The sequence below is a fragment of the Pseudomonas tehranensis genome (assembly GCF_014268615.1).
Classification (GTDB): Bacteria; Pseudomonadota; Gammaproteobacteria; order Pseudomonadales; family Pseudomonadaceae; genus Aquipseudomonas; species Aquipseudomonas tehranensis.
The window spans coordinates 46829-62650 of the sequence record NZ_JABWQV010000002.1; the positions used below are offsets into that span (position 1 = coordinate 46829).

The 15822-nt window shown below is 60.4% G+C and carries 15 protein-coding genes; 9 read left to right on the forward strand and 6 right to left on the reverse strand.

Annotation, left to right across the window (positions count from 1 at the left end; all coding sequences use genetic code 11):
• Positions 1-28: 28 nt before the first annotated feature.
• The 3 genes from znuB to zur are packed head-to-tail and all read right to left on the reverse strand — an operon-like array spanning position 29 to position 2074.
• Positions 29-817, reverse strand: coding sequence for a zinc ABC transporter permease subunit ZnuB (gene znuB, locus HU811_RS01385; protein ID WP_047229780.1), 789 nt, complete (start codon positions 815-817; stop codon positions 29-31).
• Complete coding sequence (znuC, locus tag HU811_RS01390) at positions 810-1592, reverse strand: zinc ABC transporter ATP-binding protein ZnuC (RefSeq protein ID WP_092399671.1); 783 nt, start codon at positions 1590-1592, stop codon at positions 810-812. The genes znuB and znuC overlap by 8 nt, the downstream gene beginning before the upstream one ends.
• Positions 1592-2074, reverse strand: coding sequence for a zinc uptake transcriptional repressor Zur (gene zur, locus HU811_RS01395; RefSeq protein WP_047229782.1), 483 nt, complete (start codon positions 2072-2074; stop codon positions 1592-1594). Before zur ends, znuC begins: the two co-directional genes overlap by 1 nt.
• Before the next feature lie 66 nt (positions 2075-2140).
• Between zur and znuA the strand changes: the two genes are divergently transcribed.
• On the forward strand, positions 2141-3070 hold the full coding sequence (znuA, locus tag HU811_RS01400) for a zinc ABC transporter substrate-binding protein ZnuA (RefSeq protein WP_186653421.1): 930 nt from the start codon (positions 2141-2143) through the stop codon (positions 3068-3070).
• Between the two features lie 135 nt (positions 3071-3205).
• Here znuA and HU811_RS01405 read toward each other — a convergent pair whose 3' ends face one another.
• Entirely contained in the window at positions 3206-4156 is a 951-nt protein-coding gene (locus HU811_RS01405; protein WP_092457934.1) for a homoserine kinase, read from the reverse strand.
• Between the two features lie 60 nt (positions 4157-4216).
• Positions 4217-4504 (reverse strand): DUF2782 domain-containing protein, encoded by a 288-nt coding sequence (locus HU811_RS01410; protein ID WP_047229784.1) that lies wholly within the window; start codon positions 4502-4504, stop codon positions 4217-4219.
• Between the two features lie 74 nt (positions 4505-4578).
• Here HU811_RS01410 and polA point away from each other — a divergent pair, with 74 nt between their 5' ends.
• A complete protein-coding gene (gene polA, locus HU811_RS01415; RefSeq protein ID WP_186653423.1) occupies positions 4579-7347 on the forward strand; it encodes a DNA polymerase I in 2769 nt (922 codons plus the stop codon).
• A 311-nt stretch (positions 7348-7658) separates the two neighbouring features.
• Here the strand turns inward: polA and yihA are convergent, their stop codons facing one another.
• The gene (gene yihA, locus HU811_RS01420; protein WP_092399677.1) at positions 7659-8300 is read right to left on the reverse strand and encodes a ribosome biogenesis GTP-binding protein YihA/YsxC; all 642 of its coding nucleotides are present in this window, start codon (positions 8298-8300) and stop codon (positions 7659-7661) included.
• 190 nt (positions 8301-8490) lie between these two features.
• Between yihA and HU811_RS01425 the strand changes: the two genes are divergently transcribed.
• The 7 genes from HU811_RS01425 (at position 8491) to HU811_RS01455 (ending at position 15819) form a co-directional block, all read left to right on the forward strand.
• On the forward strand, positions 8491-8781 hold the full coding sequence (locus tag HU811_RS01425) for a c-type cytochrome (RefSeq protein WP_003196231.1): 291 nt from the start codon (positions 8491-8493) through the stop codon (positions 8779-8781).
• Between the two features lie 46 nt (positions 8782-8827).
• Positions 8828-9436 carry a c-type cytochrome gene (locus tag HU811_RS01430; protein WP_186653425.1) on the forward strand — a complete coding sequence of 203 codons (609 nt, stop codon included), beginning with the start codon at positions 8828-8830 and terminating at the stop codon, positions 9434-9436.
• Positions 9437-9633: 197 nt separating this feature from the next.
• A complete protein-coding gene (locus HU811_RS01435; protein WP_186653426.1) occupies positions 9634-10278 on the forward strand; it encodes a thiol:disulfide interchange protein DsbA/DsbL in 645 nt (214 codons plus the stop codon).
• A gap of 14 nt (positions 10279-10292) precedes the next feature.
• Positions 10293-11168 carry an endonuclease/exonuclease/phosphatase family protein gene (locus HU811_RS01440; protein WP_186653429.1) on the forward strand — a complete coding sequence of 292 codons (876 nt, stop codon included), beginning with the start codon at positions 10293-10295 and terminating at the stop codon, positions 11166-11168.
• Positions 11169-13250: a GGDEF domain-containing protein gene (locus tag HU811_RS01445; RefSeq protein ID WP_186653432.1), complete on the forward strand. Its 2082-nt coding sequence runs from the start codon at positions 11169-11171 to the stop codon at positions 13248-13250. It begins immediately after the preceding gene.
• A 100-nt stretch (positions 13251-13350) separates the two neighbouring features.
• Positions 13351-14130 carry an N-acetylmuramoyl-L-alanine amidase gene (locus tag HU811_RS01450; protein ID WP_186653435.1) on the forward strand — a complete coding sequence of 260 codons (780 nt, stop codon included), beginning with the start codon at positions 13351-13353 and terminating at the stop codon, positions 14128-14130.
• 75 nt (positions 14131-14205) lie between these two features.
• The gene (locus tag HU811_RS01455; protein ID WP_092399843.1) at positions 14206-15819 is read left to right on the forward strand and encodes an EAL domain-containing protein; all 1614 of its coding nucleotides are present in this window, start codon (positions 14206-14208) and stop codon (positions 15817-15819) included.
• Positions 15820-15822: the final 3 nt, after the last annotated feature.

Genomic DNA, 15822 nt, shown 5'->3' on the forward strand with positions numbered 1-15822 from the left:
TCTCTATTTGCGCAAAAAGCGAGCAAGTCTACACCCCTCGACGGGGCAGGACAAAACTCAGCAGAAATAGCGCGGCGGCGCTGACCACAATCGACGGCCCGGCCGGGGTGTCCTTGAACCACGACAGCGCCAGCCCACCGCACACTGCGAGCATGCCCAGCAGGCTTGCACCCAGAGCCATCTGCTCCGGGGAGCGGGCGTGCCGCTGTGCTGCGGCCGCCGGGATAATCAGCAAAGAAGTAATCAGCAACACACCGACGATTTTCATCGCCACGGCAATGACCACCGCAATCAACAGCATCAACGCCAGCCGCAAACCCACCACGGGCAAGCCTTCGACCCGCGCCAGTTCCTCATGCACAGTAACCGCCAGCAACGGGCGCCAGAGCGCTACCAGCAGCAGAAGGACGGCCGCGCTGCCACCCAGAATCCACGAAAGATCCATGGGGCTGATGGCAAGCAGATCGCCAAACAGGTAGGCCATCAGATCAATCCGCACGTCATGCATGAAGCTTAGTACCACCAGCCCGAGAGACAGGGTGCTGGGCGCCAGAATGCCCAGCAGCGTGTCGGACGCCAGCGGTTGACGCTGTTGCAGCGTCACCAGCAGCACCGCCAGCAACAGGCAGCCGACGGTCACCGCCACGGCAGGGCTGACATCCAGCAAAAAGCCCAGGGCCACGCCCAGCAAGGCCGCGTGGGACAAGGTATCGCCGAAATAGGCCATGCGCCGCCAGACCACGAACGAGCCCAGAGGGCCGGCCACCATCGCGAGGGCCAGGCCTGCGAGCAGGGCGTACAACAGAAAATCAGCCATGCTTGCAGCCATCTCCATGAACATGGGTAGAAACAGATGAGTCGCTGACCACCGAACCATGCAGGTCATGGGCATGGTCGTGATGGTGGTGATAAATCGCCAGGCTTTGTGCGTTCTTTCCGAACAGTTCGACGAATGCCGGATCGCCGCTAACCTGCTCGGGATGCCCGGAACAGCAGACGTGGCGATTGAGGCAGACCACCTGGTCAGTGGTGCTCATGACCAGGTGAAGGTCGTGAGAAACCATCAGCACGCCGCAGCCATGACGGTCGCGCAGGCGGGTGATCAGGCTGTACAGCTCGGCCTGACCGGCCACGTCGACCCCTTGCACGGGCTCGTCGAGCACCAGCAGCTCAGGCTCGCGCAGCAGCGCGCGAGCCAGCAACACGCGCTGCATTTCACCGCCGGAAACACTTTGTACCGGGCTATCGATTACCTGCTCGGCGCCGACTTCGTTGAGCGCCGCCAGGGCCCGTTCGCGATCCACGCCAGGCACCAGGCGCAAGAAGCGCAGTACCGACAGGGGCAGCGTCGGGTCGACATGAAGCTTTTGCGGCATATAACCGACCCGCAGCTTCGGCTTGCGCCAGACGGTGCCGCTGTCGGGCTTGAGCAACCCCAGCACGGCACGCACCAGGGTTGTCTTGCCGGCGCCGTTGGGGCCGATCAGGGTGACGATCTGCCCCGGCTCGACGCTCAGGTGGATGTTATCCAGCACGCTCTGGCCGGCGAACGTCACGGCTACGTGCTCGAGACGGATCAACGCATTGCTCATCAGGCCCCCTGGCAACCGGAGCAGAGCCCGACCACTTCGACGGTCTGGGTATCCACCACGAAACCCACTTCTTTGGCGCTGGCAACGATGGCATCGCTGATGGACTTCTGCTCCAGTTCGATGGCTGCGTGGCATTCGCGACAGATCAGGAACTGGCCCTGGTGGGCGTGCTCCGGGTGATTGCAGCCGACGAAAGCGTTCAACGACGAGATGCGATGCACCAGGCCATTTTCCAGCAGGAAATCCAACGCCCGATAAACCGTGGGCGGCGCGGCGCGGCGGCCGTCCTGCTCACTGAGCACTGCGAGTATGTCGTAGGCGCCCAGCGGCTTGTGGCTTTGCCAGACCAGCTCCAGCACGCGTCGACGCAAAGCGGTCAGGCGCAACCCTTGGCGTGCGCAGATGGCGTCGGCCTCGGACAGCGCAGTGTGCACGCAGTGAGAGTGATCATGGGGACGACTGGCAAGGGGCGTAATAGGCATGGGCAGCGACGATTTTAGTGAGAGACGTTATTATGTTACCCGTTCTCGCCTCTTCGAGTGGTCATCGTGTCCCGAAATTTTTCGATCTTTGTCGCTTTTGTCGCCAGTTTTCTACTGATCGGCCCGGCCCAGGCCGAAGTCAAAGTGCTTACCAGCATCAAGCCCCTGCAACTGATTGCCGCCGCCGTGCAGGACGGCGTGGCCGTTCCAGAGGTGCTGTTGCCGCCTGGTGCCTCGCCTCACCATTACGCCTTGCGGCCATCCGACGTACGGAAGGTGCAGTCGGTGGATTTGCTCTACTGGATTGGCCCCGACATGGAAAGCTTCCTGCCGCGTGTGCTGAACGGTCGTACGCGTCCTTCGGTGGCGGTACAGGATGTGCCGGGGCTCACGTTGCGTCACTTCGCCCAGGACAGTCATTCCCACGCCGAAGATGAGCATGGCGCCGATGAGCATGATCACGACCATCGCCCCGGCACCATTGATGCCCACTTGTGGCTCTCGCCAACCAATGCCCGGGTGATTGCCGCCAGAATGGCTGCCGACCTGAGCGCGGCCGATCCGGCCAATGCCAGTCGCTATCAAAGCAACCTCAAGGGCTTCAACCAGCGTCTTGATGCGTTGGATGGGCGTTTGAAGAGCCGTCTGGCCGGGGTCGCGGGCAAGCCGTATTTTGTGTTCCACGAGGCGTTCGACTATTTCGAAGACCACTACGGCCTCAAGCACGCCGGGGTATTTGCCGTGGCCGCCGAAGTCCAGCCGGGTGCCCAGCATGTGGCGGCAATGCGCAATCGCTTGCAGACCGTGGGCAAGACATGCGTCTTCAGCGAACCGCCCCTGCGTCCGCGCCTGGCCGAAACCCTGGTGGCCGGCTTGCCGGTGAAACTGGCGGAGCTGGATGCGCTGGGCGGCTACACCCCGGCGACGGCGCAAGGGTATGAGCAGTTGCTGGAGAAGCTGGGGAATGACTTGGCTGGGTGCCTGGAGTCGCTATAACGCAAAACCTGTGGCGAGGGAGCTTGCTCCCGCTCGGTTGCGCAGCGACCGCAAAATCTTAGGGCTGCTGTGCACTGGAGCGCTAGCCCGGCCCAGCGGGAGCAAGCTCCCTCGCCACAGAGGCATTCAATTGCGTCAGAGGGCGAACGGCAACATCGCACTGACCGTCTGCCGCTGCGCCAGGCGCTGCTGAAACTCCATCGGGTCGTGAATCAACACGTCCTGCCCGGCAAACGATTCGGCGGCGATCAGCCGCGACAGCCAAAACCGCACGCAGGCCACGCGCAGCATCGTCGGCCATGACTCGGCCTCGGCGGCCGTGAATGGACGCAGCGCCGCATAAGCCCCCAACAATGCCCGCGTCCGTGGGCCATCGAGTACACCGTTGTCATCCGAACACCAGTCGTTCAGGGCGATGGCAACGTCATACAGCATGGGCCCGGAGCAGGCGTTGTAGAAGTCGATCAACCCGGTCAGGTGCGTACCCTCGAACATCGCATTGTCGCGGAACAGGTCCGCGTGGATGTTGGCCCGGGGCAGTGCCAGGATTTTTACCTTTTGTTGCGCGATTTCATCCAGCGCAGCTTCCAGCAACCGACGGGGTTCGGTATCGAGGTGCGTCAACAGCTTCGCACCCTCCTCCTGCATCCAGTCCAGGCCGCGATCGGTCTTACGCTTGATCATATTGTCCTTGGTCGCCAGGTGCAGATGGGCCAGCAACTCCCCCACCTGGGCGCAATGCTGTGCGTTGGCCTGCTTGATGTGCTTGCCGGCCAGGCGCGGCTGCAGCAGCGCCGGCTTGCCGGCCAGTTCTCGCAGTGCAACGCCGTCGGTGGTACGCAAGGCGTAAGGCACCGGCAGGTCGGCGTCATGCAGTACATCCAACAGCTCGATGAAGAACGGCATTTCCTGCACCGGGCCGCGCTCCACCAGGGTCAGGACAAATTCACCCTGCTCCAGGCTGATAAAAAAATTGGTGTTTTCGCTGCCGGCGGCGATCCCCTGGAAATCAAGCAGGCGGCCGAGCCCATAAGGGGCGAGAAAGGTTTCCAGCTCGGGCCGAGCCAGGGGAGTGAACACAGACATGGTTAAAAACTGCCAGTACGGGCGCCCATCAGCGAGCGCCGGTTGAAGTCGAGAGCGGTATTACCACTCAAAGATTTTCCACGATGGAATCAGCATATCCGGCTGATCCGAGCGGATGAAATTCCCGTCGCTGCCATCGGCACGTACCAGGAAATAAGGCTTGCCGTTTTTGGGCGTGACCTTGATCGCGTACAAAAAGCCGTTTTGCCGGTACTCCTGAATGGTTCTATCGCCTTCGGTGCGGATGGTGACATCCGGGTCCGCCGAGGGGGCGTCGTCCGCCGCCATGACGGCCAGCGGGGTGATTGCAAACAAGCCAGCCAGTAACAGGCGATTTAGTGTACGCATGATAACCTTGTCCCTTTGTCGTCAACGGTCCCGCTATTCTAGCCCCGGACCCGCCGAAAAGGTTGATCCTGCTCATGAGCCAAGCCCCCCTCGTCCTGGTGGACGGTTCTTCTTACCTCTATCGCGCCTTTCACGCGCTACCACCGCTGACCACCTCCAAAGGCCTGCCGACGGGCGCGGTCAAGGGCGTGCTGAACATGCTCAAGAGCCTGCGCAAGCAGTATCCGGACAGCCCGTTCGCCGTGGTGTTCGATGCCAAGGGTGGGACCTTTCGCGATGAGCTGTACGCCGAATACAAGGCCAACCGCCCCAGCATGCCCGACGACATGCGCGTGCAGATCGAGCCGCTGCATGCCAGCGTCAAGGCCTTGGGCTTCCCGCTGCTGTGCGTGGACAACGTCGAAGCCGATGACGTGATCGGCACCCTGGCCCGCAGCAGCGCCGCAGCCGACCGTCCGGTGGTGATCTCCACTGGCGACAAAGACATGGCGCAACTGGTCGACGGGCACATTACCTTGGTCAACACCATGACCGGTAGCGCGCTGGACGTGGCTGGCGTGAAGGAGAAGTTTGGCGTCGCTCCGGAGCAGATCATCGATTATCTGGCACTGATGGGCGATTCTTCCGACAACATCCCCGGTGTTCCGGGCATCGGGCCGAAGACCGCCTCCGGCCTGCTAGTGGGCGTCAATGGCGGCCTGACGGAGCTGTATGCGCAACTGGACATCGTCGCCACCTTGCCGATTCGTGGCGCCAAGACCCTGGCCGCCAAACTCGAAGAACACAAGGAAATGGCCCTCCTCTCCTACGAGTTGGCGACCATCAAGACCGACGTGCCGTTGGATGTCGGTCTCGACGACCTGAAAATGGGCCAGCCGGATCACGAGAAACTCGCCGAGCTGTATACGCTGCTGGAGTTCAAGAGCTGGTTTGAAGAAAACCAGCGCGATGCCAAGCGTGCCGGTCAGGAGATCGTCGAAGTCACCGAAGAACAGCCCGGCGCTGCCGAGGCCCGGTATGAGGTCATCCTCGATCAGGCGCGCTTCGAGGCGTGGCTGGCCAAACTGGACAAAGCGCCGCTGTTTGCCTTTGTCACCGAAACCAACGGCGGCGATGCCCAGCATTCGCAACTGGTGGGATTGTCGTTTGCCGTCGCCCCGTTTGAAGCAGCCTACATCCCACTGACCCACTCCTACATGGGCGTGCCGGAGCAACTGGACCGCGACACAGTGCTCAGGGCTCTCAAGCCGCTGCTGGAAAACCCGAACAAGCTCAAGGTCGGCCAGCATGCCAAGTTTGAAACCAACATCCTGGCCAACTGCGCCATCGGTGGTGACCAGGACAATGGCATCCTGGTTCAAGGCGTCGCCTTTGACACCATGCTTGAGTCCTATGTGCTGGACTCCACGGCGACCCGCCACGACATGGACAGCCTGGCGCTCAAGTACCTGGGCCAAAGCAAGACCGATTTCCAGGACATCGCTGGGAAAGGCGTCAAACAGCTTACTTTCGACCAGATCTCCCTCGAACTGGCCGGCCCTTACGCCGCCGAAGACGCGGACGTGACGTTCCGTCTGCACCAGGCGCTGCAGGAAAGAATGGCCGCCACGCCCAGTCTGGGCAAGGTGCTCAACGAAATCGAAATGCCGCTGATGCCGGTCCTGGCGCGGATTGAGCGCCAGGGTGCGCTGGTCGATGCCAACCTGCTGGGGGTGCAGAGTGTCGAGTTGGGCGAGAAGCTGGTGGCCTTGGAGCGTGAGGCATTTGCCATCGCCGGGGAGGAATTCAACCTGGGCTCACCCAAGCAACTGGGGGTGATCCTCTACGAAAAACTTGGCTTGCCGGTGCTCAGTAAAACCGCCAAGGGCCAGGCGTCTACCGCCGAAGCGGTGCTGGCCGAGCTGGCCGAGCAGGATTATCCGCTGCCTAAGGTATTGATGCAGTATCGCTCGCTGAGCAAGCTCAAGAGCACCTACACCGACCGCCTGCCGGAGCAGATCAACAGCCGCACGGGCCGCGTCCATACCAATTATCAGCAAGCTGTCGCCGCTACCGGGCGACTGTCCTCGATCGACCCCAACCTGCAGAACATTCCGATTCGCACCGCCGAAGGCCGCAGGATTCGCCAGGCATTCGTTGCGCCGAAAGGCTACAAGCTGCTGGCGGCGGACTACTCGCAGATCGAATTGCGGATCATGGCGCACCTGGCTAAGGATGAAGGCCTGCTCCATGCGTTTCGCAATGACCTGGATGTGCACCGGGCCACCGCCGCCGAGGTGTTCGGCGTTGAGCTGGACGCCGTCACTCATGACCAGCGTCGCAGCGCCAAGGCGATCAACTTCGGCCTGATCTACGGTATGAGTGCTTTCGGTCTGGCCAAGCAGATCGGTGTGGATCGCAAGCAGTCCCAGGCTTACATCGACCGCTACTTTGCCCGCTACCCAGGTGTACTGGCCTACATGGAGCGCACTCGCACCCAGGCCGCCGAGCAGGGTTATGTCGAAACCATTTTTGGTCGCCGGTTGTACCTGCCGGATATCAATGCGAAAAACCCTGCTTTGCGCAAAGGGGCAGAACGCACGGCCATCAACGCGCCGATGCAAGGCACAGCGGCAGATATCATCAAGAAAGCCATGGTGGCGGTGGATCGCTGGCTGACTGCGTCGGGACTGGATGCCAAGGTCATTCTGCAGGTCCACGACGAATTGGTGCTGGAGGTGCGTGAAGACCTGGTCGATCAGGTGCGCGAGGAAATTCGCCAGCACATGAGCGCTGCTGCCACGCTGGATGTGCCGCTCCTGGTGGAAGTGGGCGTGGGAAATAACTGGGACGAGGCGCACTGAGTCGTAGTGCTCTGAAGCTGGCGCAAGTCCCGTGGCGAGGAAGCAAGCTCCCTCGCCACATTGGCTCACTGAAAACCCGCGAGCGATGTCTTTAGTTCGGAAAATTCCTAAGGTTATTTCCAAAAATAATCTGAACTAAAACCGTGAATCGCTACTCAGAGTTTCTGAAAGGCTGGTGAAGCCCTTCAATGCTCCTATGTTGTGTTAAGTGTTGGCAGATATCTGGACCCCGCCCTAGCGGTCCGGAACTTGGACCCCGAACTTCCCCCTCCCCATAAGAAGTCCGGGGTTTTTTTTGCCTGCGAGTTGGCTTATTCCGCCTCTTCGCTGCCCTTGTCTGCCAATTCCATCCAGTCGGCCAATACAGTGTAGGCCTCTTCCAGGCCCATGCGCTTGGGCGCCGAGAACAACTGGATGGTGATCGCCTCACCCCACCCCTTGCGGATTTCCGACTGCACTTTAAGCAACGTATTCTTGGCCGCGCCGTAGGTCAGCTTGTCTGCCTTGGTCAGCAGAATGTGCATCGGCATGCCGCTGGCCACGGCCCAATCCAGCATCAGCAGGTCGAAGTCGGTCATTGGATGACGGATGTCCATCATCAAGATCAGACCCTTGAGGCTCTCGCGGCTGCCCAGATAGGCTTCCAAATGGCGCTGCCAATGCTGCTTCAGCGGAATCGGCACCTTGGCATAGCCGTAGCCGGGCAGGTCGACCAAACGACGTTCATCGTCTAGCTTGAAGAAGTTCAAGAGCTGCGTGCGACCCGGGGTTTTCGAGGTGCGCGCCAGGCTTGCATGGGTCAGGGTGTTCAGTGCGCTGGATTTACCGGCGTTGGAACGCCCGGCGAAAGCCACTTCAAAGCCTTCATCGTCGGGGCATTGATCGACTTTGGCGGCGCTGAGCATGAAGGTGGACTGTTGGCACAGGCCGAGGATGGGGTTCTTCAGTTGCATGGGATTTCCGATGTGGGTGGCGTCAGGAATGGACGCGGCAAGCTGTTCGTTTCCGTTTCAGTGACGCCAGTATATAATGCCGCAGATTTTGTGTGCGCTTTGTCCCAGCGTAGGATGAAGCGCACGGGAGCGACCGACTGAAATTGCGCACTAGAACGCAGCTCGCTCTCAACCCTGAAAAGGTCGTTTTATGACGAAATGGCTGCTAGCTGCCGGTGTCTTGATGCCGCTTTACAGCGCTCAGGCTACACAGGATCCGGAAGCTGTGTACAACCGTGTTTGTGGTGCCTGTCATTCCGGCCAACTCCCCATGGCACCCCGCAAGGGTGATCAGGAAGCTTGGACGCCGAGGTTGGCGAAAGGTATGGAGACGCTGGTGCAACACGTGACCCAGGGTTTCAAGGCGATGCCGCCGCGTGGTTTGTGCATGGACTGCAGTGCCGAGGATTACCGAGCCATCATCCAGTGGATGAGCGAGTAAACCCGGTCCATAACTCTTTAACCCTTAGCCGTAGTTGGATTAGCTGATGAACAAACTGATCGTGAGTCTGCTGTTGACATTGGGGATATCCGGCGTAGCCCATGCCGCTGGCGATGCCGCCGCCGGCCAGGCGAAAGCCGCCGTATGTGGGGCCTGCCATGGTCCGGATGGCAACAGCATGGCACCAAACTTTCCGAAACTGGCGGGCCAGGGCGAGCGTTACCTGACCAAGCAGTTGAAGGACATCAAGGACGGCAAGCGTGTCGTGCTGGAAATGACCGGCTTGCTGACCAACCTGAACGATCAGGACCTGGCGGACATGGCGGCTTATTTCGCCAGCCAGAAGGGCAGCGTTGGCGCCGCCGATCCTAATCTGGTCGCACGTGGTGAAGCGCTGTTTCGCGGAGGCAACCTGGAAAAGGGGCTTCCAGCCTGCACCGGTTGCCACTCGCCTGACGGCAAAGGTAACGCGGCGGCCGGCTTTCCTCACCTTGGGGGCCAGCACGCTCAGTACGTTGCCAAGCAGTTGACTGATTTCCGTAAGGAAGCAGACGGTCGTTCCAATGATGGCGAAGCGATGATGCGCACCATTGCCCGCAAGCTGAGCGACGAAGAGATCGCGGCGGTGGCCAGCTACATTCAGGGCCTGCACTAAGACCGTTGGCAGGGCGTTGTGAGGGTTTACATCTCTTGCAACGTTAACGCTCGATTAATCCGTCGATGCGAACATCAAAAGGGTGGCTTTGGCCGCCCTTTTTTGTGGCCGCTGCCGTTACACTAGCGAACTTGAACCTTCCACGGCCTGTCTTAAAAAAGGCCTTGCGGGGTCCCCTCATTGTCCAGGAGTAAAGCATGCGTAATCTGATCATCAGCGCCGCGCTCGCCGCTGTCAGCCTGTTCGGCATGGCCGCCCAAGCCAACGCCGACGAATCGAAGGCCCCCTACGTCGAATTGAGCAATCCCGTTCCAGTGGCTGTGCCTGGCAAGATCGAAGTGGTGGAACTGTTCTGGTACGGCTGCCCGCATTGCTACGCTTTTGAACCGGTTATCAACCCATGGGCCGAGAAACTGCCTTCGGATGTGAACTTCGTACGCATCCCTGCCATGTTCGGCGGCCCATGGGACGCCCACGGCCAGATGTTCCTGACCCTCGAAGCCATGGGCGTCGAGCACAAGGTTCACGCTGCAGTGTTCAACGAGATCCAGGTTGAGAAGAAGCGCCTGACCGATCCTGAAGAAATGGCTGAATTCCTCGCCACCCAAGGGGTGGACAAGGACAAGTTCCTGGCGACTTTCAACTCCTTCGCCATCAAGGGTCAGATCAACAAAGCCAAAGAGCTTGCCAAGAAATACGAGATCACCGGCGTACCCACCATGGTCGTCAATGGCAAATACCGCTTTGATATCGGTTCGGCCGGTGGTGCGAACCAGGCGCTTGAGCTGGCCGACCAGCTGATTGCCAAAGAGCGAGCGGCAACCAAGGCCGCCGCCAACTAAGCGCGGCGCTGACCATGGCCCGCTGGAGCACCGAACGCGTCGTTGGCCTGCATGAGCCGCGGGTCAATGAGCACCATATCGCCTCCACGGGCCTGCCGGCCGACAGCTGCCTGCGCCTGCTCAGTTTCAATATTCAGGTGGGCATCAGCACCGAGCGTTACCGGCATTATCTGACCCGTGGTTGGCAACATCTGCTACCGCACACCGGACGTGCCGTTAACCTGCAGAAGATCGGCGACCTGCTGAGAGACTTCGACCTGGTGGCTTTACAAGAGGCCGACGGTGGAAGCCTAAGGTCAGGCTACGTCAATCAGGTGGAGCATCTGGCTCAACTGGGTGCTTTCCCCTACTGGTATCAACAACTCAATCGTAACCTCGGACGCCTGGGCCAGCACAGCAATGGTGTGTTGAGCCGCCTGCGGCCGTGGGCGATAGAAGACCACCCGTTACCCGGTCCCAAGGGGCGCGGAGCGATTCTGGCGCGCTTTGGCGAAGGTCCGGAGGCCTTGATCGTGGTCATGATGCATCTGGCCCTTGGGGCTCGTACCCGAACGATGCAATTGGCCTACATCCGCGAGCTGATTGGTGACTACAAGCACCAGGTATTGATGGGGGACATGAATACCCATGCCAATGACTTGCTGCAAAATTCGCCTCTGCGCGATCTCGGTCTGCTCGCCCCACAAGTCGAAGCCACGTTTCCGAGCTGGCGCCCCCAGCGCTGCCTGGACCATATTCTGCTGAGCCCCACCTTGACCCTCGAACGGTTCGAGGTGCTGGCTCACCCTATTTCCGACCACCTGCCTGTCGCGGTGGAAATTCGTCTGCCGGGTTCGCTCACGGCGGATGCATTCCCTGCGGTGAGTCCTGCCCCCTCGCGGATCCCATGAATGAGCGACGAAGCTGAACGCTGGAGAGAGAAGTACTTCAAGAGCATCGAACAGCAGGAAAAGCTCGAGCGCCGCTGGACAGCCCGGCTCGACTTGCTGCGCCGCGGCCTGGTGCGCAGTACGCTGGCCGCCGAAGGCACTGACCGGGCGGTTGATCAGTGCATGAAAGAAATGCGCGAAGTGGTGCGCACCGATGACATGGACGCCGCCCTCGCCGCTCTTTTGCCCCGCCTGGAGAAGGCTGTGCTCGATTCCGAGCAGCGTCGCGAGACTCGGGTCGAACAGGTGAGCGCCGCATTGACTTCCCTGGTCGCTCAGTTGCAAACCTTGCCGCTGCCCAAGGAAGTCAGCCGACCTTTGAAAAAGTTTTCCAAGCAGTTGGAGGACCGGGTGGACCAGGCTCGGGAGATTCCTTTGCTGCTCAGTGAATTGAGCAGCTTGCAGGGCAAGGCGCTGAGTGCGTTGGAAGCGCCCACTGAACCGAATCGTCCGGGCCTGCTGCAACGGTTGTTTGGTGGCCAGGGCCAGGAAGAAGCGGCGCCCCAGCCGCACGAACCTGCCCAGCGCAGCGTGGTGCCGGTATTGGAAACGGCACCGCCGGCACCGGCACAGCTAGCGACTGACACTGCGCCCGTCATAACTCCAGCTCCAACTCCAGCCCCGGCAGTGTTAGCAGGACACGCGGCAACGGTCGATGAGGCGTCTGAACCGGTCGCGTTCATTCCGTCGATGTTCGATCCTGATCCAGAACCCTCTTCGTCGCCGGTATCCGAAGCTGGCGAGCCGACTCTGGAACAAGTTGAAGCTCCCGAGCAGGACACAACTACCGAGCCGGCGCGGATTCCTGTGGAAAATGCAGTGCAGGTACCCGCCCTTGAAAACCCTGATGAGCTGATGCCCGAGGAGCCGTCGCAAGCGGACGAGGCGCTGCCCCTCCCCCTCCCGGAAGAGCCCGTCGAACCCTCGGCGGCCGTCGAGCCGGCAGCGTCTGATCTGGAGGGCGACCATTATGAACTGCCCGACTCACCGGAGCCTTCCTACAGTTCGGTGGCCAGGCATATCGAAGACACCCTGTTGGGCCTGCTGGGCGACCTGACCCTACCCGAGCGTCATCGTCCCCAGGCCGAGGCCATGCGCGAACGGCTGCAAAATGGCTTGAACTGGTATGAATTACTGCCAATTCTCGACGATCTTGCCGTGCTCATGCTGGCAATTACCGACACCGGCCAACATGAATTCGAAGCGTACTTGCAGCGCCTCAATGATCGGCTGGAGTCCTTCCAGAGCAGTTTACGGGCTGCCAGTGAAGACCATGCCGATAACCAATCGGCCTCTCGGGAGATGGACACGCAGATTCGCGAGCAGGTGGATGGCTTGCAAAGCAGCGTGCAGGAAGCTGATGACCTGGAAGGTCTCAAGCAAGTGCTGGAGAACCACCTTGAAGGCCTGCTTGGCACGATGGACCAGCACCAGAAGCAGCGCGATCAGCGCGAGCAGGAAGTTTCGGCTCGCCTCAAAAGCCTGGCTGAGCGCGTCGCGCTGATGGAGCAGGATGCTCAGGTTGTCCGGGATAACCTTGAAGAGCAGCGGCAAAAAGCGCTTATCGATCCGCTCACTGGGCTGCCTAACCGCGCCGCCTGGTCCGAGCGTCTCGAACAGGAAGTTGCCCAATGGCAGCGGCACGGCAACAGTCTGCTGCTGGCCATGCTCGATCTGGATCACTTCAAGCGCATCAACGATAACTACGGCCACCTGGCAGGTGATCGGGTGCTGAAGATCATCGCTTCGGTGCTGCGCAGACGTTTACGTGGCAGCGATTTCATCGCCCGCTTTGGCGGTGAGGAATTTGTCCTGCTGGTGCCCGACACGCCACTGGCGGTCGGGGCAAGACTGGCCGAGTCCCTGCGCGCAGCCATCGAGGCCTGCCCGTTTCACTTCAAGGGTGAGCCGGTCACGATCACCGTGTCCGTGGGCATGACCGCGTTCAAAACCGGGGAGCACAGCGATTCGGTGCTTAAAAGAGCCGATCAGGCGCTCTATAGAGCCAAAAATGCCGGGCGCAATCGAGTGGAATGGAGCTGAAGGCAATTGTTCCATTTTGTGAATCCCGTTATACGAGCCAGATCATCGCAACGCGATACGTTACACTGTTGCATTACCCCCAGCGCGTAATGCACCTGCCATGAAATTTTTTTCGCTCATTGCCTTCTTACTGGTTCTGGCCGGTTGCGCCAGTGGCCCCAGGCTCGATACCAGCCACCCTTCCGTCAATCATGACAACCGTATCCAGTTCGTGGTGCTGCATTACACTTCCGCTTCCCTGGAGCGGTCCCTGGCTTTGTTGACCCACGGCGAAGTCAGTGCGCATTACCTGATCGGCGATGATAAAAGCGCGACCGTCTACAAGCTGGTGGATGAAGGCCGGCGCGCCTGGCACGCCGGAGACAGTGAATGGGATGGCCGCACCTGGCTCAATTCCAGCTCCATCGGCATTGAGATCGTCAATCCCGGTTTTGTCGATACGCCCACCGGGCGCCTCTGGTATCCCTACAGCGAAGCTCAGGTCCAGGCCTTGATCGCATTGCTCAAAGACATCTCCCAGCGTAATGGGATCAACCCGCGCAACATCATTGGGCATAGCGATATTGCCCCAATGCGCAAGCTTGATCCTGGGCCGCTGTTTCCCTGGAAGCGCCTGGCGCAAGCGGGGCTGGGGATTTGGCCCGACGAGCAGGCCGTAATGCGCCAGCAGGCGGTTTTCGCGGCGCAGGTGCCGAACGCCAGTTGGTTCCAGGCCGAGTTGGCCCGGTTCGGCTACCCGACGCCTCGCACCGGCGAATGGGATGTGGCCACTCATCATGTGCTTGCCGCCTTCCAGATGCGCTTCCGGCCGACCCGGTTCGACGGCATGCCGGATGCGCAAAGTGCGGCTATCCTGCAGGTGCTCAACCAGACAAAATAATGACGCCCGTCCGACGGTCAGGGCTAAATCCAAATCAGAAGCTATAACTCATTGGTAACTTTCGGATTACCAATGATGACGCCTGCCCGCGAAACCCTGCAAAGCTGGCTCCATCGCCCGTTTCTCTTGGCGATGATGGCGGCTGTCCTGAGTACCGTGCTGTTGCTGGGGGCCAGTCTGTTTGTCGTGATACAGCAAATCCAGCAGCGTGAAAGCGACCAGATGAATGCTCAGGGCGAGCGCTTTCTGCAGCGACTCGAGCAACTTTTCGGACAATTGCGCGAAAGCCTCGACGATCTGCAAAACCAGCCGTTGCGCAGATGCGACGACGACATGATCGCGACGCTGCAGCAGGTCAGCTTCAACTACCGTTTTGTTTACGAAGCGGCATATATCGATAGCAGCGGGGTTTGTTCCAATCGCCCACGCCGCAGCGGGTTATCGGTGATCCGACCGCCTGACATCCGGGGCCCGACCTACAGCTACTGGCTCAATACCACCACCGAGCCCGATGAAAACCGTGCGGCATTGATGCTGGGTCGCGGCAATTTTCGCGTTGCCACTTCCCGCGGGCATCTGACCGATGTCGTTGATTTGCCGCCCGGCAGCAGCCTGTTGGTGGTGCTCGATCAGGGCCAGCGGGCGATACCGGTGCTGGGTACCGATCAATACTGGCCGCCCACGGAGCCTTGGCCCTCGAAAAGCCGCAATGCATTGCAAGTGACGCAGAACCGCCTGATCTATCGGATGCAGACCGACAGCCCGGAATATCAACTGGTGCTGATTGCTCAACGCAATGGTTTAAATATTCCCTCGAACGCCTGGTGGTTGCTGCCCATCAGCCTGATGCTGGGCCTGGGGATTGGTTTTCAGGTATTCCTGCTGGCGCGTCAGCGCCAATCGATGGACGCCGAACTGCACGGGGCCATCCGGCGCGGAGAATTGCAGGTGCTGTACCAGCCGATCTTCGATCTGCGCAGTCGCAATTGCGTCGGTGCTGAAGCCCTGTTGCGCTGGCGGCGCCCGGACGGCACCCTCACCAGCCCGGATCTGTTCATTCCGATGGCGGAGAACACCGGGCAGATCCGTCAGATCACAGACTTCGTGCTGCAACGCCTGTTCGACCAGTTGGGCCAGCTGCTGCGGGCCAATCCGCAGCTGTACATCTCGGTGAACCTGGCGGCGTGCGACGTCATGGTGCCACGTATCGGCGAAGTGATCGCCCGCCTGCTGGCGTTGCATCGGGTGTCGGCGCACCAGATAGCCTTTGAAGTGACCGAACGCGGATTGGTCGATGTCCTGGTCGCCCGGGATAATCTGCAATCGTTGCGCGATGTCGGGCATCAGGTGTTGATCGATGATTTCGGCACGGGTTATTGCAGCCTCGCCTACCTGCAGACCTTGCCGGTGGACTGTTTGAAAATCGACAAAGCTTTCATCGACGCCTTGGGGCACGATGCCGCCAGCAGCGGTGTGGCCCCGCATATTATCCGCATGGCCCACGCGTTAGAGCTCAAGGTGATTGCCGAGGGCATCGAGCATGAAGCCCAGGCGTCTTACCTGAGCAGCGAAGGCGTGACTTTCGGGCAGGGTTGGCTGTTTGCCCATGCGCTCAGCGCCGTGCAGTTGATCGAGCTGATTACCCGCGGCCGGCGCCTGCTGGGGCGACGCATGGACGACGAGGCCTGAACC

What these genes read in the sequence shown, in the direction of transcription:
- HU811_RS01405 (WP_092457934.1), bottom strand. Translation starts at nt 4,156, where the DNA reads ATGTCTGTGTTCACTCCCCTGGCTCGGCCCGAGCTGGAAACCTTTCTC.
- znuC (WP_092399671.1), bottom strand. Translation starts at nt 1,592, where the DNA reads ATGAGCAATGCGTTGATCCGTCTCGAGCACGTAGCCGTGACGTTCGCC.
- HU811_RS01425 (WP_003196231.1), top strand. Translation starts at nt 8,491, where the DNA reads ATGACGAAATGGCTGCTAGCTGCCGGTGTCTTGATGCCGCTTTACAGC.
- znuB (WP_047229780.1), bottom strand. Translation starts at nt 817, where the DNA reads ATGGCTGATTTTCTGTTGTACGCCCTGCTCGCAGGCCTGGCCCTCGCG.
- HU811_RS01455 (WP_092399843.1), top strand. Translation starts at nt 14,206, where the DNA reads ATGACGCCTGCCCGCGAAACCCTGCAAAGCTGGCTCCATCGCCCGTTT.
- HU811_RS01430 (WP_186653425.1), top strand. Translation starts at nt 8,828, where the DNA reads ATGAACAAACTGATCGTGAGTCTGCTGTTGACATTGGGGATATCCGGC.
- HU811_RS01445 (WP_186653432.1), top strand. Translation starts at nt 11,169, where the DNA reads ATGAGCGACGAAGCTGAACGCTGGAGAGAGAAGTACTTCAAGAGCATC.
- HU811_RS01435 (WP_186653426.1), top strand. Translation starts at nt 9,634, where the DNA reads ATGCGTAATCTGATCATCAGCGCCGCGCTCGCCGCTGTCAGCCTGTTC.
- zur (WP_047229782.1), bottom strand. Translation starts at nt 2,074, where the DNA reads ATGCCTATTACGCCCCTTGCCAGTCGTCCCCATGATCACTCTCACTGC.
- HU811_RS01440 (WP_186653429.1), top strand. Translation starts at nt 10,293, where the DNA reads ATGGCCCGCTGGAGCACCGAACGCGTCGTTGGCCTGCATGAGCCGCGG.
- HU811_RS01450 (WP_186653435.1), top strand. Translation starts at nt 13,351, where the DNA reads ATGAAATTTTTTTCGCTCATTGCCTTCTTACTGGTTCTGGCCGGTTGC.
- yihA (WP_092399677.1), bottom strand. Translation starts at nt 8,300, where the DNA reads ATGCAACTGAAGAACCCCATCCTCGGCCTGTGCCAACAGTCCACCTTC.
- polA (WP_186653423.1), top strand. Translation starts at nt 4,579, where the DNA reads ATGAGCCAAGCCCCCCTCGTCCTGGTGGACGGTTCTTCTTACCTCTAT.
- HU811_RS01410 (WP_047229784.1), bottom strand. Translation starts at nt 4,504, where the DNA reads ATGCGTACACTAAATCGCCTGTTACTGGCTGGCTTGTTTGCAATCACC.